At 30.5% G+C, this 18,985-nt stretch carries 13 protein-coding genes, 3 tRNA genes and 1 rRNA gene; 1 reads left to right on the top strand and 16 read right to left on the bottom strand.

Annotation, left to right across the window (positions count from 1 at the left end):
• Positions 1-320: ribosomal RNA gene (locus BLS77_RS12080) — 16S ribosomal RNA — on the bottom strand; the annotation flags it as partial.
• A gap of 566 nt (positions 321-886) precedes the next feature.
• On the opposite strand from BLS77_RS12080, the gene BLS77_RS12075 reads away from it, so the two are divergent.
• Complete coding sequence (locus BLS77_RS12075; RefSeq protein ID WP_207648690.1) at positions 887-1,843, top strand: DUF5050 domain-containing protein; 957 nt, start codon at positions 887-889, stop codon at positions 1,841-1,843.
• A 44-nt stretch (positions 1,844-1,887) separates the two neighbouring features.
• Here BLS77_RS12075 and BLS77_RS12070 read toward each other — a convergent pair whose 3' ends face one another.
• From BLS77_RS12070 to BLS77_RS12000, 15 genes are all read right to left on the bottom strand, one after another.
• Positions 1,888-2,157, bottom strand: coding sequence for a hypothetical protein (locus BLS77_RS12070; protein ID WP_089970085.1), 270 nt, complete (start codon positions 2,155-2,157; stop codon positions 1,888-1,890).
• Positions 2,158-2,250: 93 nt separating this feature from the next.
• Positions 2,251-3,642, bottom strand: a complete 1,392-nt coding sequence (murD, locus tag BLS77_RS12065; RefSeq protein ID WP_089970082.1) for a UDP-N-acetylmuramoyl-L-alanine--D-glutamate ligase — start codon at positions 3,640-3,642, stop codon at positions 2,251-2,253.
• 283 nt (positions 3,643-3,925) lie between these two features.
• Positions 3,926-5,317 (bottom strand): glycine--tRNA ligase, encoded by a 1,392-nt coding sequence (locus BLS77_RS12060; protein ID WP_089970078.1) that lies wholly within the window; start codon positions 5,315-5,317, stop codon positions 3,926-3,928.
• Positions 5,318-5,707: 390 nt separating this feature from the next.
• Positions 5,708-5,782 (bottom strand) — tRNA-Asn (locus BLS77_RS12055).
• 68 nt (positions 5,783-5,850) lie between these two features.
• Positions 5,851-5,925 (bottom strand) — tRNA-Asn (locus tag BLS77_RS12050).
• Between the two features lie 116 nt (positions 5,926-6,041).
• On the bottom strand, positions 6,042-7,547 hold the full coding sequence (lysS, locus tag BLS77_RS12045; protein WP_089970076.1) for a lysine--tRNA ligase: 1,506 nt from the start codon (positions 7,545-7,547) through the stop codon (positions 6,042-6,044).
• Positions 7,548-7,561: 14 nt separating this feature from the next.
• Positions 7,562-8,044 carry a transcription elongation factor GreA gene (greA, locus tag BLS77_RS12040; RefSeq protein WP_089970072.1) on the bottom strand — a complete coding sequence of 161 codons (483 nt, stop codon included), beginning with the start codon at positions 8,042-8,044 and terminating at the stop codon, positions 7,562-7,564.
• Positions 8,045-8,322: 278 nt separating this feature from the next.
• The gene (gene dusB / locus BLS77_RS12035; RefSeq protein ID WP_089970071.1) at positions 8,323-9,297 is read right to left on the bottom strand and encodes a tRNA dihydrouridine synthase DusB; all 975 of its coding nucleotides are present in this window, start codon (positions 9,295-9,297) and stop codon (positions 8,323-8,325) included.
• A 6-nt stretch (positions 9,298-9,303) separates the two neighbouring features.
• The gene (locus tag BLS77_RS12030) at positions 9,304-10,083 is read right to left on the bottom strand and encodes a type III pantothenate kinase (protein WP_089970067.1); all 780 of its coding nucleotides are present in this window, start codon (positions 10,081-10,083) and stop codon (positions 9,304-9,306) included.
• A gap of 131 nt (positions 10,084-10,214) precedes the next feature.
• Positions 10,215-11,885 (bottom strand): formate--tetrahydrofolate ligase, encoded by a 1,671-nt coding sequence (locus tag BLS77_RS12025; RefSeq protein ID WP_089970064.1) that lies wholly within the window; start codon positions 11,883-11,885, stop codon positions 10,215-10,217.
• Positions 11,886-12,135: 250 nt separating this feature from the next.
• Positions 12,136-13,935 carry an ATP-dependent zinc metalloprotease FtsH gene (gene ftsH, locus BLS77_RS12020; protein WP_089970061.1) on the bottom strand — a complete coding sequence of 600 codons (1,800 nt, stop codon included), beginning with the start codon at positions 13,933-13,935 and terminating at the stop codon, positions 12,136-12,138.
• Between the two features lie 27 nt (positions 13,936-13,962).
• On the bottom strand, positions 13,963-14,499 hold the full coding sequence (hpt, locus tag BLS77_RS12015; protein WP_089970058.1) for a hypoxanthine phosphoribosyltransferase: 537 nt from the start codon (positions 14,497-14,499) through the stop codon (positions 13,963-13,965).
• A 4-nt stretch (positions 14,500-14,503) separates the two neighbouring features.
• Positions 14,504-15,898 carry a tRNA lysidine(34) synthetase TilS gene (gene tilS / locus BLS77_RS12010; protein WP_089970054.1) on the bottom strand — a complete coding sequence of 465 codons (1,395 nt, stop codon included), beginning with the start codon at positions 15,896-15,898 and terminating at the stop codon, positions 14,504-14,506.
• A 171-nt stretch (positions 15,899-16,069) separates the two neighbouring features.
• A complete protein-coding gene (gene spoIIE, locus BLS77_RS12005; protein WP_089970050.1) occupies positions 16,070-18,457 on the bottom strand; it encodes a stage II sporulation protein E in 2,388 nt (795 codons plus the stop codon).
• A gap of 435 nt (positions 18,458-18,892) precedes the next feature.
• Positions 18,893-18,979: transfer RNA gene (locus tag BLS77_RS12000), tRNA-Leu, on the bottom strand.
• Positions 18,980-18,985 lie beyond the last annotated feature (6 nt).

Genomic DNA, 18,985 nt, shown 5'->3' with positions numbered 1-18,985 from the left:
AGTCCCAATGTGGCCGATCACCCTCTCAGGTCGGCTACGCATCGTCGCCTTGGTGAGCCTTTACCTCACCAACTAGCTAATGCGCCGCGGGCCCATCTTATAGCGGATTTCTCCTTTAATTGCTGTTTCATGCGAAACTGCAATGTTATGCGGTATTAATCTTCCTTTCGGAAGGCTATTCCCCTCTATAAGGTAGGTTGCCCACGTGTTACTCACCCGTCCGCCGCTAGATTTGTTCCGAAGAACTCCTCTCGCTCGACTTGCATGTGTTAGGCACGCCGCCAGCGTTCGTCCTGAGCCAGGATCAAACTCTCACTAAAAAGTTTAATCTTGTAGTACTCCTTATCTCTTTCGATCTAAGTTTCCTTTATTCGCTGACTCTCAAAAAGAATTGCTGGTTATTATTACTTAACTTTAATTATCTGTTCAATTTTCAAAGATCTACTTATTTTTTTCAGCCGTATTCGACTGCTTACTCATAATATCATTTATTACCTTTCCTGTCAATATTTTTTTCAAAATATTTTTCAGGAGTTTATTTTAGTTGTCGTTGTTTTCTCCGACGTCATTTATAATATCATGTTTATGCCCTTCTGCCATATATAAATTCATATGTTTTTTAAGTTTATTTCTAATTTACTTCATTTTTCTCTAAATTACTTTATTTTTCTTATATTGATACGCCAGGATAAGTTAACCTATTTTCTTTCCTATTTCCACATAAAAATTCTTATTTTCATAATTTTCGCTTTATATTTATCCTATTTTTTATAATTATATTGTACTTATCATTCGATTTAATTTATTATAAGAGTATATAAACAAATAAACCCATATTTATTTTAGGAGGATTCAAATGAGAAAAAAACTTTTGCTTACTTTACTATTGTCTTCTTTTCTACTTATAGGATGCAACAGTAATAAAAGTTCAACTAATACAGATACCCTTATAGGTGTTACTAACGATAAAACATCAAATAGCAGTTCCCCTACCCCAACACTAGTAGTAACTGATACTGCAATTTCTTACTCACCTTACTTGTCACTAGGTAATCTTATTTTCTTTCCCGACAAAGAAAATAACAATAGATTATCTACAATGGAAGAACCAAAAGCTAGTGGTTACATTAATCAATCTAATATGAAAGATATTTTCGAATATCCCATTGAATCAATTGCTGCAATTAATGATATTGTATATTTTTCTAATGGCTCAGATGGAAACACATTATATTCTTTAAATTACCAAAACAATGAAGCGAAAAAAATTAACAATAATTACGCACTTAACTTAACAGCCACACTAGATACCCTTTACTATATTAATAAAAATGATAACAATAAATTATATTTCTACAATGCAAAAGATTCCACTTCAGGTATAATCACAAATGATAGTTTCGGAAAATTTATAATTAATGGCGATTACATACTTTATCAAAATCTTTCCGACAAAGCCAACCTTTATAGCATAAAATTAGACGGTTCAAATAAAATGAAGCTTACAGATGTTTCAGTGGATAGTTTTATTCCTTACGAAAGTGAAGTTTTATATATAAATTCTGAGGACAACAACACTTTGTATAGAACTAATCCAAGTACACGCAAAACTAATCGTTTGACCCTAGTTCATGGCGAGAATTTAAAAATATCAGATAAAAAGGCATTCATTATAGATAACGATTCGTCTAATAGATTATCATCATTAACAATTGATTTCGGAAAAAATACTGCTTCTACATCAAAATTAACTGATGATGCTATAAATAATTATTTCCCTACTCAAAAAGGGATTTTTCTAGAAAAGAGCCCTGATGTAAATAAATCTTTTATACTAAAATAAAACAAAACAGACTCTGATAAAAATCAGAGTCTGTTTTTAGTGGCTTATCTAAATAATTCAAATAAAAACACTGCTAAAGTAATACATATAAGTTGAATTGTTAAAAGTATTGCTACAGGTAAAACTATCCCCACTCTTGGCAATACTAAAACACTAACTATATATAATGCTATTAATACAACAGGTAAAAATTTTAAATAATTTCTATCTTCAGCATATATTTCTGCTTTCTTCTTCCACCCATTCTTCTCTACTAAGTTATTTAATATCACGCTAAGGACAAATGATACAACTATAACTACAACTATTTCCATTTTACTTCCCCCATCTATGTTTTTTCTTTTACACATTTCTACATTGTAAACATTATACCATATTTTTGGAAACAAAATACATAGTTTCAATACCTATTTCAAATCATTTTTAAGATCCCCAACTAATTGTTTAAATCTATTTCCCCGAACTGCAAAATTTTCAAACATATCAAAAGATGCACAGGCTGGTGATAATGTAACTATATCATCTTTTTTCGCTATATCTTTAGCTATTATTACAGCTTCTTGTAATGATTCAACTGTAATTGTAGGTATCTCTATCCCTTTTTCTTCTTTTAACTTATTAAACGCAGCTTTTATCTTTTCTTTAGTAGCTCCAACTAATATCAATTGTTTTATAAATGGATATCCTTCATAAGCTAAGGGTTCAAAAGGAAGATTTTTGTCATATCCACCTGCTATTAAAATTACTTTCTTTTCGAATGCAAATAATCCTGCTAAAGTTCTCGTAGGACTTGATGCTATAGAATCATTATAGTATTTAACACCCTCTAATTCTCTAACTAATTCACACCTATGTTCAACTCCAACAAAAGTTTCTGCTACATTCTTCATAGTATCTATGTTTACATCATCTTTAACTGCTATAAATGCAGCTAAATAATTTTCAACATTATGAATGCCCTTAATAACAACATTGTCTTTTTCGCAAACTTCTTTGCCCATTAAATATAATGTTCCATTTTCATAATAAGCACCATTACCTAATACTCTTTTTGAGCTAAATTCTCTAACCTCACATTTAGCTTCTTTTTCAAACCCAAAAGTAATTTCATTATCTCTATTTAAAACTAATATATTACCCTTATCTTGATATAAGAATACGTTTTTTTTAGAATTTATATATTCTTCCATATCTTTGTGCATATCCAAATGATTTGGAGCTAGATTAGTTACTACAGCTATATCTATAGGAGAATTCATAGTCATTAGTTGAAAACTAGATAATTCTAATACAACTCTATGATTTTCTTGTATTTCTTCTATCTGTGCAAAAAGTGGAGTTCCTATATTTCCTCCAACCCAAGTTTTGTACCCCTGCGCCATTAAAAGCTTTGATATTATTGTTGTTGTTGTTGTTTTACCATCACTACCTGTAACTCCATATACTTTACCTTTGCAATATCTTACGAACTCTTCCATTTCTGAAGTTATATAAGACCCTTCTTCTTTTACTTTAACAAGAGCATCACAATCTATTCTCATGGATGGAGTTTTAAATACAATTTCAAAACCTGTTAAATTGTTTAAATAATCTTCGCCTAGTTCTAACTTAACACCAATAGCTTTGAATTCTGCCCCAACAGCTCCTAATTTTTCTTCTGTCTTTTTATCAAAAGCAGTAACCTTTGCACCTAACTTAACTAAAAAGTTAATAAGAGGTATATTACTAACACCTATTCCTACTACTGCTACATTCTTATTCTTTATAAATTCTTTAAATTCATTGAAATCCTTTTTCATTATTATTCCTCCACCATATATACAATATAAACAATTATTCATTTTATGCTTATATTATTAAGTCTGTCCCATTTCTTTCTAATTATAACATCTAAATTATTTATATTCTATAAAAAGTGAGGAGGTTAAACCACACCCCCTCACTTTTAACTATAACTCCACTTATCCAACTAAGAGATTTTTTAAAAATAACTAGTCAGATTGTCTTTTATTCTCCTTTAGCTTCTTATTAATCAAAAAAAAGATACAAACCACATAAGTTTGTATCTTTTAAATATCTTTATTAAAATTCTAAACTCTTTGCAATAAATGCATCTAACTCTTCTATTTTAACTCTTTGTTGTTCCATAGTATCTCTATCTCTAATAGTTACAGCATTATCTTCTAATGTGTCAAAATCTATTGTTATACAATATGGAGTTCCTATCTCATCTTGTCTTCTATATCTCTTTCCTATACTTCCTGCCTCATCATATTCTATATTGAACTTCTTGCTTAATTCTGAATATACATCTAAAGCTTTTTCTGAAAGTTTCTTTGAAAGAGGTAATATAGCAGCTTTGTATGGCGCAAGCGCTGGATGGAAATGCATTACGCTTCTTACATCTCCGCCTTCTAACACTTCTTCGTCATAAGCTTCTACTAAGAAGGCTAAAACCACTCTATCAGCTCCAAGTGATGGTTCTATAACATATGGTATATACTTTTCATTAGTTATTGGATCCATATATTTCATATCTTGACCTGAATGTTCTTGATGCTTTGTTAAGTCATAATCAGTTCTATCAGCTATACCCCAAAGCTCTCCCCATCCAAATGGGAAACGGTATTCTATATCCGAAGTTGCATTTGAATAGAATGATAATTCTTCTGCTGCGTGATCTCTCATTCTTATGCTATCTTTTTCAATACCTAAGTTTAATAAGAAATCCCAGCAGTAGTTTTTCCAATATCCAAACCATTCTAAATCTGTTCCTGGTTTACAGAAAAATTCTAATTCCATTTGTTCGAATTCTCTTGTTCTAAATGTAAAGTTTCCTGGTGTTATTTCATTCCTGAATGATTTTCCTATTTGAGCTATTCCAAATGGAACTTTCTTTCTTGAAGTTCTTTGAGCTGCTTTAAAGTTTACAAATATACCTTGAGCTGTTTCTGGTCTTAAGTATATTTCATTTTTAGCATCTTCAGTTACTCCTTGGAATGTTTTAAACATTAAGTTGAACTTTCTTATATCTGTATAGTTCATTTTTCCACATTTAGGACAAACTATATTATTAACTTCTATATATTCTTTTAATTGTTCATTTGACCAACCATCAGCAGATGCTACTTCAGCGCCGCCTTCAGTCATGTGATCTTCAACAATTTTATCTGCTCTAAATCTAGCTTTACAATCTTTACAATCCATTAGTGGATCTGAGAAACTGCCAATATGTCCTGATGCTTCCCAAACTTTATTATTCATTAATATAGCACAATCAACACCAACGTTGTATGGACTTTCTTGAACGAATTTTTTCCACCATGCTTTTTTAACGTTATTTTTAAATTCTACTCCTAGAGGACCGTAATCCCAAGAATTTGCAAGACCTCCATAAATGTCTGATCCAGGAAATACAAATCCCCTGCTCTTACAAAGAGAAACTATTTTGTCCATAGTTTTTTCTACTGCCATTTAAACTACCTCCTATTAATTTTGAATAAAAAAAAGCCTTAAACCACAAAGGGACGAAATTCTTATTCCGCGGTTCCACCCTTCTTGGCTTTAGCCCAACTTTCTATTTACCTACACTCAAAAGCTCCATTCATTTTAAATCATTAACAATTTACACCTAACATTGTCTCTCTAAAAATGATTTTTAAATTACTTATCTTCATCACCGTATATATTAAATTATATATTAATTTTACCAAAAGACTTTTATATGTCAAGTATTATTGTGATAATACTTTGAAAATCTATAATTATAAAAATTAAAGGTAAAAGCTTAAATACTTTTACCTTTTTAAATCTATTTATTTTAGAGCAAAAAAAATGATGTTTTTCAACACCTTCTTAAGAAATTGGCTCCGCGAAGAGGATTTGAACCTCCAACCTATCGGTTAACAGCCGAGTGCTCCACCGTTGAGCTATCGCGGAATATTTACTATACTATTATTATAGCATAAATTTCTTTTTTTGCAACAACTTTCAAACTAGGTTTGAATTGGCTCCGCGAAGAGGATTTGAACCTCCAACCTATCGGTTAACAGCCGAGTGCTCCACCGTTGAGCTATCGCGGAATGTCATTACTTTATTTATTATATCATAATATCCCAAAAGCGCAATACTTTTTATAATCTTTTTTATATTTTACAATAAAAAAAAGTAGGCACCCTTCTCAAGGTGCCTATTTATCCTATTTTAGAGGCTTCATAGTTGGGAACATTATAACATCTTTAATTGATGCTGAATCAGTTAAGAACATTATCATTCTATCTATACCAATTCCAAGACCACCTGCTGGTGGCATTCCTGTTTCTAAAGCACTCATAAATTCTTCATCTACCATGTAGGCTTCATCATCACCAAGTTCTCTTTCTTTAGCTTGTTGTTCAAATCTTTGTCTTTGAACTATTGGATCATTTAATTCTGAGTAAGCATTACACACTTCTCTACCAAATATAAATCCTTCAAACCTTTCAGTGAACTCATCATTTCCTCTCTTCTTTTTAGTAAGAGGTGAAATTTCAACCGGATAATCTACTATAAATGTTGGTTGAATCATATGTTTTTCTGCATATTCTTCAAATAACATATTTAATATTTCACCCTTAGTTACATTCTTAAGATCTTTCTTAAACTCTAAATGTTTTTCCTTAGCTATAATCTGCGCTTCTTCATTTGATTTAATTTCATTGAAATCAACGCCAGCATGTTCTTTAACAGCATCAACCATAGTTATTCTATTCCAAGGTGGCATAAAGTCTATTTCAGTCCCTTGGTAATTGACCTTAGTTGTTCCATTAACTTTTTCACAAACATAAGCAATCATGTTTTCTGTTATTTCCATCATATCGTTATAATCAGCAAATGCTTCATATAATTCTATCATTGTAAATTCAGGATTATGTCTTACTGACATTCCTTCATTTCTGAATGTTCTTCCCATATCATAAACTTTTTCAAAACCTGCTACTATAGCTCTTTTTAAGTATAACTCTGGCGCTATTCTTAAATACATATCGATATCTAAAGTATTATGATGAGTAACAAAAGGTCTTGCTGATGCTCCACCAGCTATTGGTGCAAGCATTGGTGTTTCAATTTCTAAGAAACCTTTATCATCTAAGAACTCTCTTATACTTCTTACTATTTTAGCTCTTTTTATAAAAGTATTTTTTACTTCTGGATTAGTTATTATGTCCACTTCTCTTTGTCTATATCTTAAATCAGGATCTTTTAATCCATGCCATTTTTCTGGAAGAGGTTTTAAAGCCTTACATATTAATTGGAATTTTGAAACTTTAACTGATATTTCTCCAGTTTTTGTTTTGAAAATTTCTCCTGTTGCGCAAACCCAATCTCCAAGATCATATGTTTTATAATCCTTTATTTCCTCTTCTCCAACAGCATCAATTTTTATGAATAATTGAATTCTTCCATCTCTATCTTGTATGTCTGAGAATACAACTTTTCCTTGTCCTCTCTTAGACATTATTCTTCCTGCAACAGTTACAGTTGATCCTTCTAAAGTCTCAAAGTTACTCTTAACTTCTTCAGAAGAATGTGTTTTCTCTACTTTATAAACATCAAATGGATCTTTACCTCTATTTTGCAAGTCCCCTAATTTCTCTCTTCTTAAGCCTTCTTGTTCAGTGCATTGAGCCTCAAGTTCTTGTATATTCATTTCCTCAGTTGACATTAAATATCCCTCCGTTAATCTCTTCTAATCGCAAGTATTTCAAATTTACTCGTCCCATTTGGTACTATAGCTTCAACTACATCACCAATTTTTTTATTAATAAGAGCGCTTCCTACTGGTGATTCGTTTGATATTCTAAATTCTATAGGATCTGCTTCTGCTGAACCTACTATATAATATTCTACTTCTTCATCAAACTCATAATCTTTAACTTTAACTATTGAACCTACTGCAACTTTATCAGTTGGAACATCTGCTTCATCCACAACTGTAGCATTTTTAAGCATATTTTCTAATTGAAGTATTCTTCCTTCTGTAAAAGCCTGATCATTTTTAGCTTCATCATATTCTGAATTCTCGCTTAAATCGCCATAACCTAAAGCGACTTTTATCTTTTCAGTTATTTCTTTTCTTTTAACTGTCTTTAAAAGTTCTAATTCATCCTCTAGTTTTTTAAGACCCTTATAAGTCATTAAGAATTTTTTTGCTTCACTCATATTTTTCTCCCCTTCTCAATCTTACTAGTTTATATAACAACACCTTTTTAAAGCCTTGTATTTCTTCAAATCATTTAAGATATTATAAATCAGCAAGGTTAATATGTCAACGAGTGTGAAAACTTTTACACCATTGAATCTATTATTAATCCTTCTTATTGATATTTTTAAGATTTCGTTTAAAAAATATCCAGTCAATATACATCTCACATTTGAAGGTTATTTTTAAGATGCTTACCTATACATATTCTCTTACCTATTATTTAATGCCCAAAAAATTATAATTTTATTAATTCTTCTTTATATTCTCTTAATAGCTCTATAACTCTAGCACTTCCATCAATAGTATTAACTACATTTCTAACTTCACTACTTCTTTCTAAACCTTTTAGATACCAAGAAGCATGTTTTCTCATTTCTCTAACAGCTTTATGTTCACCGTCGTATTTTAACGCTAACTCATAATGTCTTATACACATATCTATTTTATCTGATGATGTAATAATTAGTTGCTTTTCTCCATTTAACGCTTTTTCAACTTGTTTAAATATCCATGGATTACCCATGCTACCTCTTGCAATCATTATCCCATCACAATTAGTTTGTTCTCTTACTTTCAAAGCGTCTTCTGGCGTAAATATATCTCCATTTGCCATAACTGGAATGCTGACTGCCGCTTTAACCTTAGCGATTATATCCCAATCTGCCTTACCTTCGTACATCTGTGTCTTAGTTCTTCCATGGACTGTAATGGCATCTACCCCTGCATCTTCTAATCTTTTTCCAAATTCTACTGCGTTTACATTTTCTTCATCAAAGCCCTTTCTAAACTTTACAGTTACAGGCTTATTTGAAGCAGCTTTTAAACTTTTAACTATTTCTGCAGCTAACTTTGGATTTTGCATTAATGCTGATCCTTCACCATTTTTAGTTATTTTGTTTACAGGACACCCCATGTTAACATCTATAATACATATATCTTTTCTTTCATTAAAATATTTTTTTACTACCTCTGCCATTATTTCTGGATCATTTCCAAAAATTTGCGCAGCTACAGGCATTTCTTCTTCAGATATTCTAAGCAACGTCTTCGTATTTTCACTTCCATAGTGTAATGCTTTTGCACTTACCATTTCAGTATAAACTAGTCCACAGCCCATTTCTTTGCATAGACCTCTAAATGATATATCTGTAACTCCTGCCATAGGTGCTAGAAAAACATTATTTTTAAACTCTAGGTTTCCAATTTTCATATTATACTACTCCTTATTCTTTTCGTATATTATTCTTAACCCCTCTAATGTTAAACTAGATTTCACCTTATCAATAACATCAGTTTCTTTAGCTATTAATTTAGCTAAGCCACCTGTCGCTATTACTAAAGGTTCATCTGACCCAAGATCCATCATTTCTTTTTTAATTTTATTAACTATATATTCAACTTGACCTATATAGCCATAAAGTATTCCCGCTTGCATACTTGAAATTGTATTTTTACATATTATATTCCTAGGAACTTCAAGTTCTACTCTTGGTAACTTTGCAGCCCTCTCAAATAGTGCATCTGAGGCTATTTTAACACCTGGTACAATACATCCCCCAAGATAATTCCCTTCTTTTGTCACAGAACAAAAGGTAGTAGCTGTTCCAAAATCAATTATTATCATATCTCTATAATACCTATCATTTGCCGCTACCGCATTTACTATTCTATCTGCCCCTACTTCCTTTGGATTATCATATTTTATATTTATTCCTGTTTTAACTCCAGGTCCAACTACTATTGGGTTTATTCCAAAAGATTTTTTTATCATATTTTCTAAAGAGTGCATTATATTTGGTACAACTGACGAAATAATTATGCCCTCAACCTCTTTAGGGTCTAATTTACTTTGAGTAAATAGTTGCATTACTTGTATCTCATATTCATCTGAAGTTTTTTTAACATCAGTAGAAAGTCTCCAACTAGCAACATATTCACTATCCTTATACACCCCTAGAACTATATTAGTATTACCTACATCCACCAATAAAATCATAAAAGCACCATCCTCAACACAATTAAAAGCAGCCCTAAAGCCACTTTTATTTTAAGTATTTATAATCCTTAAAATTAACAATATAATTTTAACAATTATAGTTTTTTTGTCAAGGGTTGTAAATTAGTATATTAAAATAATCCTACTATTTTTCCACCATCTAATATATCCATTTTATTTGCAGCTGGCACCTTTGGAAGCCCTGGCATAATCATTACATCACCAGTTAAAGCAACTATAAACCCTGCTCCATTAGATACACGAATTTCCTTAACTGTTATGTCAAACCCTTGAGGCTTCCCAAGTAACGCCGGGTTATCAGATAAAGAATATTGTGTTTTCGCCATACAAACAGGTAATTTATCCAAATTAAATTTTTCAAGTTCTGCAATTTGTTTCTTAGCCGCAGGAGTATAAACAACACCTTTTGCACCATAAATTTCTTTTGCAATTGTTAATATTTTATTTTCAATTTTTTCTTTTTCACTATACAATGTTGTGAAATTTGACTCTTCATTGTCTAAAATATCAGTAACTATGTCACCTAATTCTAATCCACCTTCTCCACCTTTAGCCCAAACATCTGAAAGTGCAACTCGAACTCCAAGTTTTCCACAGAATTCTTTTATAAATTCAATTTCATCCACACTATCTGTTAGGAACTTGTTAATAGCTACTACTACTGGCACGTTAAACTTCTTAATATTTTCAATTTGTTTTTCTAAATTTACTATACCAATCTTTAAAGCTTCAACATTTGGAATATTTAAATTATCCTTTTTAACTCCCCCATGATGCTTAAGAGCTCTCATTGTTGCAACTATAACTACACAGTTTGGTGTTAATTCACCATATCTACATTTTATATTTAAGAACTTTTCTGCTCCTAAATCTGCTCCAAAACCTGCTTCAGTAACAACTATATCACTTAATTTAAGTGCCATTTTTGTTGCTATTATTGAATTACACCCATGTGCAATATTAGCAAATGGTCCACCATGAATTATAGCTGGTGTATTTTCTAAAGTTTGTACAAGATTAGGTTTTATTGCATCTTTCATTAATAATGCCATAGCACCTTGAATTTCTAATTGCTTAGCGTAAACAGGACTTCCATCTAAGTCATATCCTATTACTATTCTGCCCATTCTTTCTTTTAAATCTTCTAAACCATTAGCTAAACATAATATAGCCATAATTTCTGAAGCCACAGTTATCATAAATCCATCTTCTCTTAGAAATCCATTTATTTTTCCACCCATTCCAACAACAATGTTTCTAAGAGCTCTGTCATTCATATCCATAACTCTTTTAAAAGTAATTCTTCTTGAATCTATTCTCAAAACATTTCCTTGATGAATATGATTATCTATAGCCGCTGATAATAAATTATTTGCTGATGTTATTGCATGCATATCCCCTGTGAAATGTAAGTTTATATCTTCCATTGGCACAACTTGAGCATAACCTCCACCTGCAGCACCACCTTTAATGCCAAATACAGGTCCAAGAGAAGGTTCTCTAAGTGCTATGACTGCATTTCTACCCATTTTGCATAAAGCTTGCCCAAGACCTACTGTAACTGTAGATTTACCTTCTCCAGCTGGTGTTGGATTAATAGCTGTTACAAGAACTAATTTCCCATCTTTTTTGTGTGCATTTTTTTCTAGTACATCTAATGATATCTTACATTTATATTTACCATATTGTTCTATATCATCTTCACTTAAATTCAGTTTTTTTGCTATTTTTACTATGTGTTCCATTTTAGCCTCTTGAGCTATTTGTATATCATTTTTCATTTTTAAACCCTCCCTAATTAGTTGAACATTTTTTTAAACATACCTGATTATATCATTAACTTTATTACTTTAATATATTCTATCGAATAATTAATTTATTTCTTATTTTATCATTCGTGTTTATTAGCTCTATTCTATTAATTATCATGAATTAATTAATATAATTCGCGATAGACCTTATTTCATTCAATATTTTTGATTATTTAGGCATCTTTAATACAGAAAAAGCAGCCCTAATTAGGGCTGCTTTTTAATTAGCATCAAATATTGCTTCGAATTCTTTACCATCAAGCTTTTCTTTTTCTAATAAAACACCTGCTACTGCATGTAGCTTAGTAATATTTTCTCTAAGTAAAGTTTCTGCTCTATTATAAGCTTCATCAATAAAGCTCTTAACTTCTTTATCTATTTCAGCTGCAATTTCTTCACTGAAATTTTTACTTGAGCCTAAATCTTTACCAAGGAACACTTCATTATTATCACTGCCATAAGATATAGATCCTATCTTATCACTCATTCCATAATGCATAACCATAGCTCTTGATATAGCACTTACTCTATCAATATCATTTTTAGCTCCAGTACTTATATCTGATAATATTATTTTTTCCGATACTCTTCCACCTAATAGACCAACCATATCATCTTTTAGCTTCGCCTTAGATGTATATGATCTATCTTCTTTAGGCAAGTGCATAGTGTATCCACCAGCCAAACCTCTTGGAATGATGCTTATTTCATGAACTGGATCTGAATGTTCTAGAAGTCTCATAACAACAGCATGACCTGCTTCATGATAAGCTGTTAGCTTTCTATCGTATTCATTAATAGCTCTACTCTTCTTTTCAGTTCCTACCATAACTCTAGTAATAGCATCTTCAAATTCATTCATTCCAATTTTTTTCTTTTCATTTCTTACAGCTAAAAGTGCTGCTTCGTTTGCTACATTTTCTAAATCAGCACCACTAAAGCCTGGTGTTCTTTTAGCTAGTACATGTAAGTCAACTTCTTCTGCTAAAGGTTTCTTCTTAGTATGAACCTTTAAAACTTCTTCTCTACCCTTAACATCTGGTACACCTACAACTATTTGTCTATCAAATCTACCTGGTCTTAATAAGGCTGGATCTAAAATATCTGGTCTATTTGTAGCTGCAATCATAATTATACCTTCATTAGCTCCAAACCCATCCATTTCAACTAGTAGTTGATTAAGAGTTTGCTCTCTTTCATCATGACCACCACCAAGCCCTGCTCCTCTTTTTCTACCTACAGCATCTATTTCATCAATAAATATTAATGATGGCGCTGTTTTCTTAGCTTCTCCAAATAAATCTCTTACTCTTGAAGCTCCTACACCAACAAACATTTCAACAAAATCTGATCCTGATATGCTATAAAACGGAACTCCAGCTTCACCAGCTACTGCTCTTGCAAGTAAAGTTTTACCTGTACCCGGAGGTCCTACTAATAAGATACCTTTAGGTATTCTAGCTCCCATTTCTATATATTTGGCAGGCAGCTTTAAAAAGTCCACTATTTCTTCAAGTTCTCCTTTTTCCTCATCTGCTCCTGCAACATCTTGAAAAGTTACTTTTTGTGATTCTGGATTAACCACTTTGGCTTTGCTTTTACCAAAGTTCATTACACCCTTGCTTCCGCCGCCTTGTGATTGTTGTTTCATAATAAACATAAATCCAAAAAATAATATACCCATCATTATTATTGGTAACATAGTAAGTATTATATTATTTTTTGAAGGTGCTTCAAAATCTATTCTTACATCGTTAGCCTCTCTTTTTTCTATTAATACCTTTAATACTTCAACTGGTGCATAAGTTGTGAATTGTTTAGCGTCTCTATATTTACCTGTTATAGTCATATTATCATTTTGTACTACTAAACTATCAATTTCACCGTCGCTCCATTTTTGTTCAAATTCACTATAAGCTATTTTATCCGACATTTTATTATTATTCCATAGGAATGTAGCTGACATGAAAAGAATTAAAATTGCGATTAACCACACAGTTGCGCTTGAATATTTCTTCATTCAAGGGCCCCCTTTCTTATTTTATTTTTATTTATATATTTCTTCTTTTAATATTCCTACGTAAGGTAGATTTCTATACTTTTCTGCAAAATCTAAACCATAACCTACTAAGAATTCGTCTGGAACTTCCAAACCAGAATATTTTACTTCTAATTCTACTTTTCTTCTAGATGGTTTTGTTAATAGTGCTGCTATTTCTACACTGTTTGCTTTTCTTGTTTTTAAATATTCAAGAAGATAGCTTAAAGTAACTCCACTATCTACTATATCTTCAACTATAAGCAAATCCTTTCCTTCTATACTGTGATCTAAATCTTTTAATATTCTCACAACACCTGAAGTTTCGCTTGAACTTCCATAACTTGAAACTGCCATAAAATCTATTTCACAAGGAATTGTTATGTTTTTTATAAGATCTGATGCAAATATTACTGACCCCTTTAACACACCTACTACTAATAGGTTTTTTCCCTTATAATCTTCACTTATTCTTTTAGCAATTTCTTTAATTGTCTCCATTATTTTTTCTTCGGTAAATAATACTTCTTTAATATCTCTGTTCATTTAATTATTCCTTTCTAACAAGCTTTATTTTTATAATTTTTTCTATTTTTTGTGTAACTTTGTAATCCTCAGAAACCTTATGTCCAACTATCCAAGATATGTTATTGTCAAAACAAATTATGGGAATAATATCCCTTTCCTCTTTAGGAACTTTATTATTTATAAAAATATCTTTTAATTTTTTATTTCCAGTCATTCCTAAAGGTCTTATCTTATCTCCATCTTTTCTAGTTCTAATAATTATCCCTTTTCTTATTTTATCATAATCAAAATATTTTATTAAGTCATTATTAGAAAATTCCATATTTTTTTTATTATTTATTATTTCTATATTAACAATATAATTCATAAATCTCAAATTATTATTAGATAAACCTTCTTTTGCTATAAATATTTCGTTATTTTGATGATTTTCCTCTTTCTTTTTTTTATATTTTAAATATATATTACCATATATATTTTCAGCTATAATATCATTTGGAAGATCTATTTTTTTATTAGTTCCTTTCTTCGCCAAATCAATAACATCATATATATGTTTCATTTCAAAATTTATATATTTTCCTGAATAGTCTATAAATGATTTTTTTATCACTCTAGTTACTATTGCATCATCTAATTTAAATAGTTCTTTATTTATTAATAAACTTTCTAACTCTAATTCACAATACTCTTTAAAAGCTTTATTACACTGTTTATTTATATATTCATCATCTTTTTGAAGAATACCTGCCATTCTGTTTAGTGTTTGTATTATATCTTCATTAAAATTTTCTTTCATATAAGGAAGTATGTCCAGCCTCACTTTATTTCTACTATAAATATTTTCTAAATTTGTTTTATCTATTCTTGGCTCTAATTTTTTTTCACTACAATAAGTTTCTATTTCTTCCCTTGAAAGAGATAATATTGGTCTTATTATATTTCCCCCTCTTTTTGCCCTTATCCCAACTAAACCTTCAAGCCCAGTTCCTCTCATCATACGCATGATTACAGTTTCTGCTTGATCGTTTGCATTGTGAGCTATGGCAACCTTATTATACTTATGTTTATTGCTTATAGCTTCAAAAAATTTATATCTCTCATCTCTTCCTACCATTTCATGAGACATACTTGTTTTTTTCGATATACTATCTATATCTATTCTTGCTATATAACATGGTATACTTAAATTTTTACAGAGTTTCTCTACATACAGTTCATCACCTGTAGCTTCTTCTCCTCTTAACATGTGGTTAATATGAGCCGCTCCAATAGTTAGGTTTAGTTCATCTTTTAAAGAATGTAACATATGAAGTAAACATACCGAATCGGGACCTCCAGATAAGGCTACTAATATCTTATCATTATTTTCTATAAGATTATTTTCTTGAGCAAATACCTTTACTTTATCTATCATATATACCATCCTTAGTATAAATATTTTAATATATAATATAATACCCTTTCAATGTTATATTGTAAATATCTATACATTCTATATTCTTATATTCTTATATTTTAGTAATATTAATATTTTCTTCATAAAAAAAGACGAGATATTAAATTCCTCTCATCTTTAATTTACTTTCTAATAAACAGAATATATCTTTGATACAAGCACAGTCATATCATCTGTTACTTTTCCCCCACTTAAAATCTTTGCTTTTTCTAATATATCTCTACTTAATGATTCCGGATTAGTATCTGCAAACCTTAAATATTCCTCTAGCCATAAATGACTTCCTTGATTATTTTTATCTACGTCTATAACCCCATCACTTAATGTTATAACAATATCTCCATGCTTTAATTTCTTTTTCACAGAATTTACATCTACACTATCTAATATTCCAAAAGGTAAGCTTTCACTTTTAATAACTCTTATTTCCTCTCCTCTTTTTATAAAACTCGCAACTCCTCCAACTTTTATAAAATCAGCTTCACCTGAATACAAGTCAATAATATTTAAATCTAAAGTAGTAAACTTCTCATCTTCACTAAACTTCATTCCCATAATTGAATTCACCGTATTTATAGCTGTAGTATCACTAAAGCCTGTTGTTATAAATTTTTCTACCAAATCTACAGCAACTTTACTCTCAATCCCAGCTTCTGGTCCTGATCCCATACCATCACTTACAATACTTAAATAAGTTCCATCTTCACTTTTACCAAAGGTAAAACTATCTCCTGTATATTTTTCACCATATTTAGGATTAGTAGCTACATAAGATGCAACATGATATTTAGGTGTTTCTTCAATAATTACTGAACATTCATCTGTATCTGGATTTATTCTGCATCCATCTCCACCTAAGGAAACTGGCATTTTGACTATCCCATTAATAATTGGAAGTATTTTTTTCACACAATAATTTGCCCCTTCGCAGTTATTAAGAGTAACTTTAATTTTTAATCTACCTTTTCTATCTATATAAGAAAATACATCTGTGTACTCCATACTATTTTTATTCAAAGCTTTTCTAAGTATTCTATCTATATCCGTACATACAGTTATATCCTTATTAAAATCTCTAACTATATCCCCCATAGTTAAAGCCATGTTATTGATATGATTAGCTATTAATTTTCTTCCTTCTCCCAATCTATTTTTAAGAGCTTCATTAACTGTATAATTATTTATAAGTTCTTGAGAGCTTATTAGTAAATTGCTTTTCTTAAGACAATACCTATCTAACTCTTTTGGCAACTTTAATTTTTTCTTTTCACAACTACTTATAAGCTCTTCAAAAGAAGAAAATGTTTTATGCAGATTTTTATCCCAACACTTTCCTTTTAATTCACAATTGAAACAAACTCTATCTGCTAAACTTTCTACTAAAGCTGTACTTTTATTTTTCCATAATAATTTATCATTTTCTGCCAAGTCATCTATTGATGTTGATAGGCTTCCTAAAACATCTTTAAGCCCATCTAACCTACCTATAAATTCACTCTTTATTCCTTGCAGATGTGTATCACTTATTATTTCTGCCTTTTTATCCGAATTAACTTCTTTAACTGCAAAATTTATAATATTTTTTGGTAATATCAATAATATAATTCCAGCCCAAATAGCCTCCATAGCAGAAGTCATAGCAAATGTGTCTGAGTACATAGTAACAATAAAGTAAACTACCACGTACGCAATCGAGGATAAAATTCTACCTGTATCTTTAAATATACCCACAATAAGCCCACACACACTATAAAGACTTATTAATGCTATTATATCATTAGTCGTTATCCCTATTAGAAACCCCATTGTCACGCCAACAGCTGCACCAAGGCCTGTCCCACTTACATAGGCTATTAATATTACTATACTTAAAGCAACTATACTTCTTATAGAAACCCCCAATATAGCTACATTACCGATCCCCGCCACTAATAGACAAATTAAAATTGATATACTAATTAATTCTTCTGTAGAGAAAAGATAATTTGTCCTTAATTCTTCCATACAATTCATGGCATATTTCAAAATATAGTACACAGGTATAATAGTTACTACTTTTATTAAAGAGAAAGTTAGATTAACACCTAGCGGTTGTGCCTGAATAACTGCACCATAAACACCGAACACTAAAAATATTATACAAAATGCAAATCCCTCTTTATATTTTGAACCTATCTTATTTTTAATATACCCATATAAAAACACCATAACAGATGCAATAATGTAAACATTAATATTATCTAAGGATTTATATATGGATAAATATCCAATTCCAACACCAAGCATAGCTCCAATCATTTCTTTACTCTTTTTATTAGATATAACACCAAGTAAGTACGCTATTCCAAAAGGCGCTATCCCCATCCCATGAGTAACGGATAATATAACTCTACTTAACATAAATGCCAATCCACAACATATAATTAGGTTTACAGTTGCATCTTTTAACTTTATATTTTTTTTACTTTTCCTATTATTAACTCTCTTATAGGTTCCTACATCTAATCCGTACTGCATACAGCCACTCCTTCTTCCATAAAATATATCTAATTTATATAATCTGAATTATAGCACCTTAGGAAAAAATTATATGTCATTTAATGTCAGCTAGTTTTTTTTTCGTAGGACAATAAACCCCCTTATTCTAATATAAATAAAACTAATTTTCTTTTTCATTAATATTTCTATTTTTAAAAATCGGCTATTTCTCTAGGTTATTTTACATTTATTGGAATTTAAATGTTCTTCATATATTTTATTAGTTATTTACTTTTTTAAAACTTTATGTCGCTATTTATTTAAATTTGTATTTATTTAAATTATATTTCTATGCATAATTTATTTTTTGTAGAATTTTAAGATATGAGTTTATTAAGGCATATTTTTAAAATACATAAATCAACCTTTCATTTTTTAGACAACAAAAAAGACTAAGTATAAATACTTAGTCTTTGGTGCTGAAGACCGGAATTGAACCGGTACGGTATCACTACCGCAGGATTTTAAGTCCTGTGCGTCTGCCAGTTCCGCCACTCCAGCATATTA

Source organism: Clostridium gasigenes, assembly GCF_900104115.1.
Taxonomy (GTDB): Bacteria; Bacillota; Clostridia; order Clostridiales; family Clostridiaceae; genus Clostridium; species Clostridium gasigenes.
This window is presented reverse-complemented; position numbering and strand designations above follow the sequence as displayed.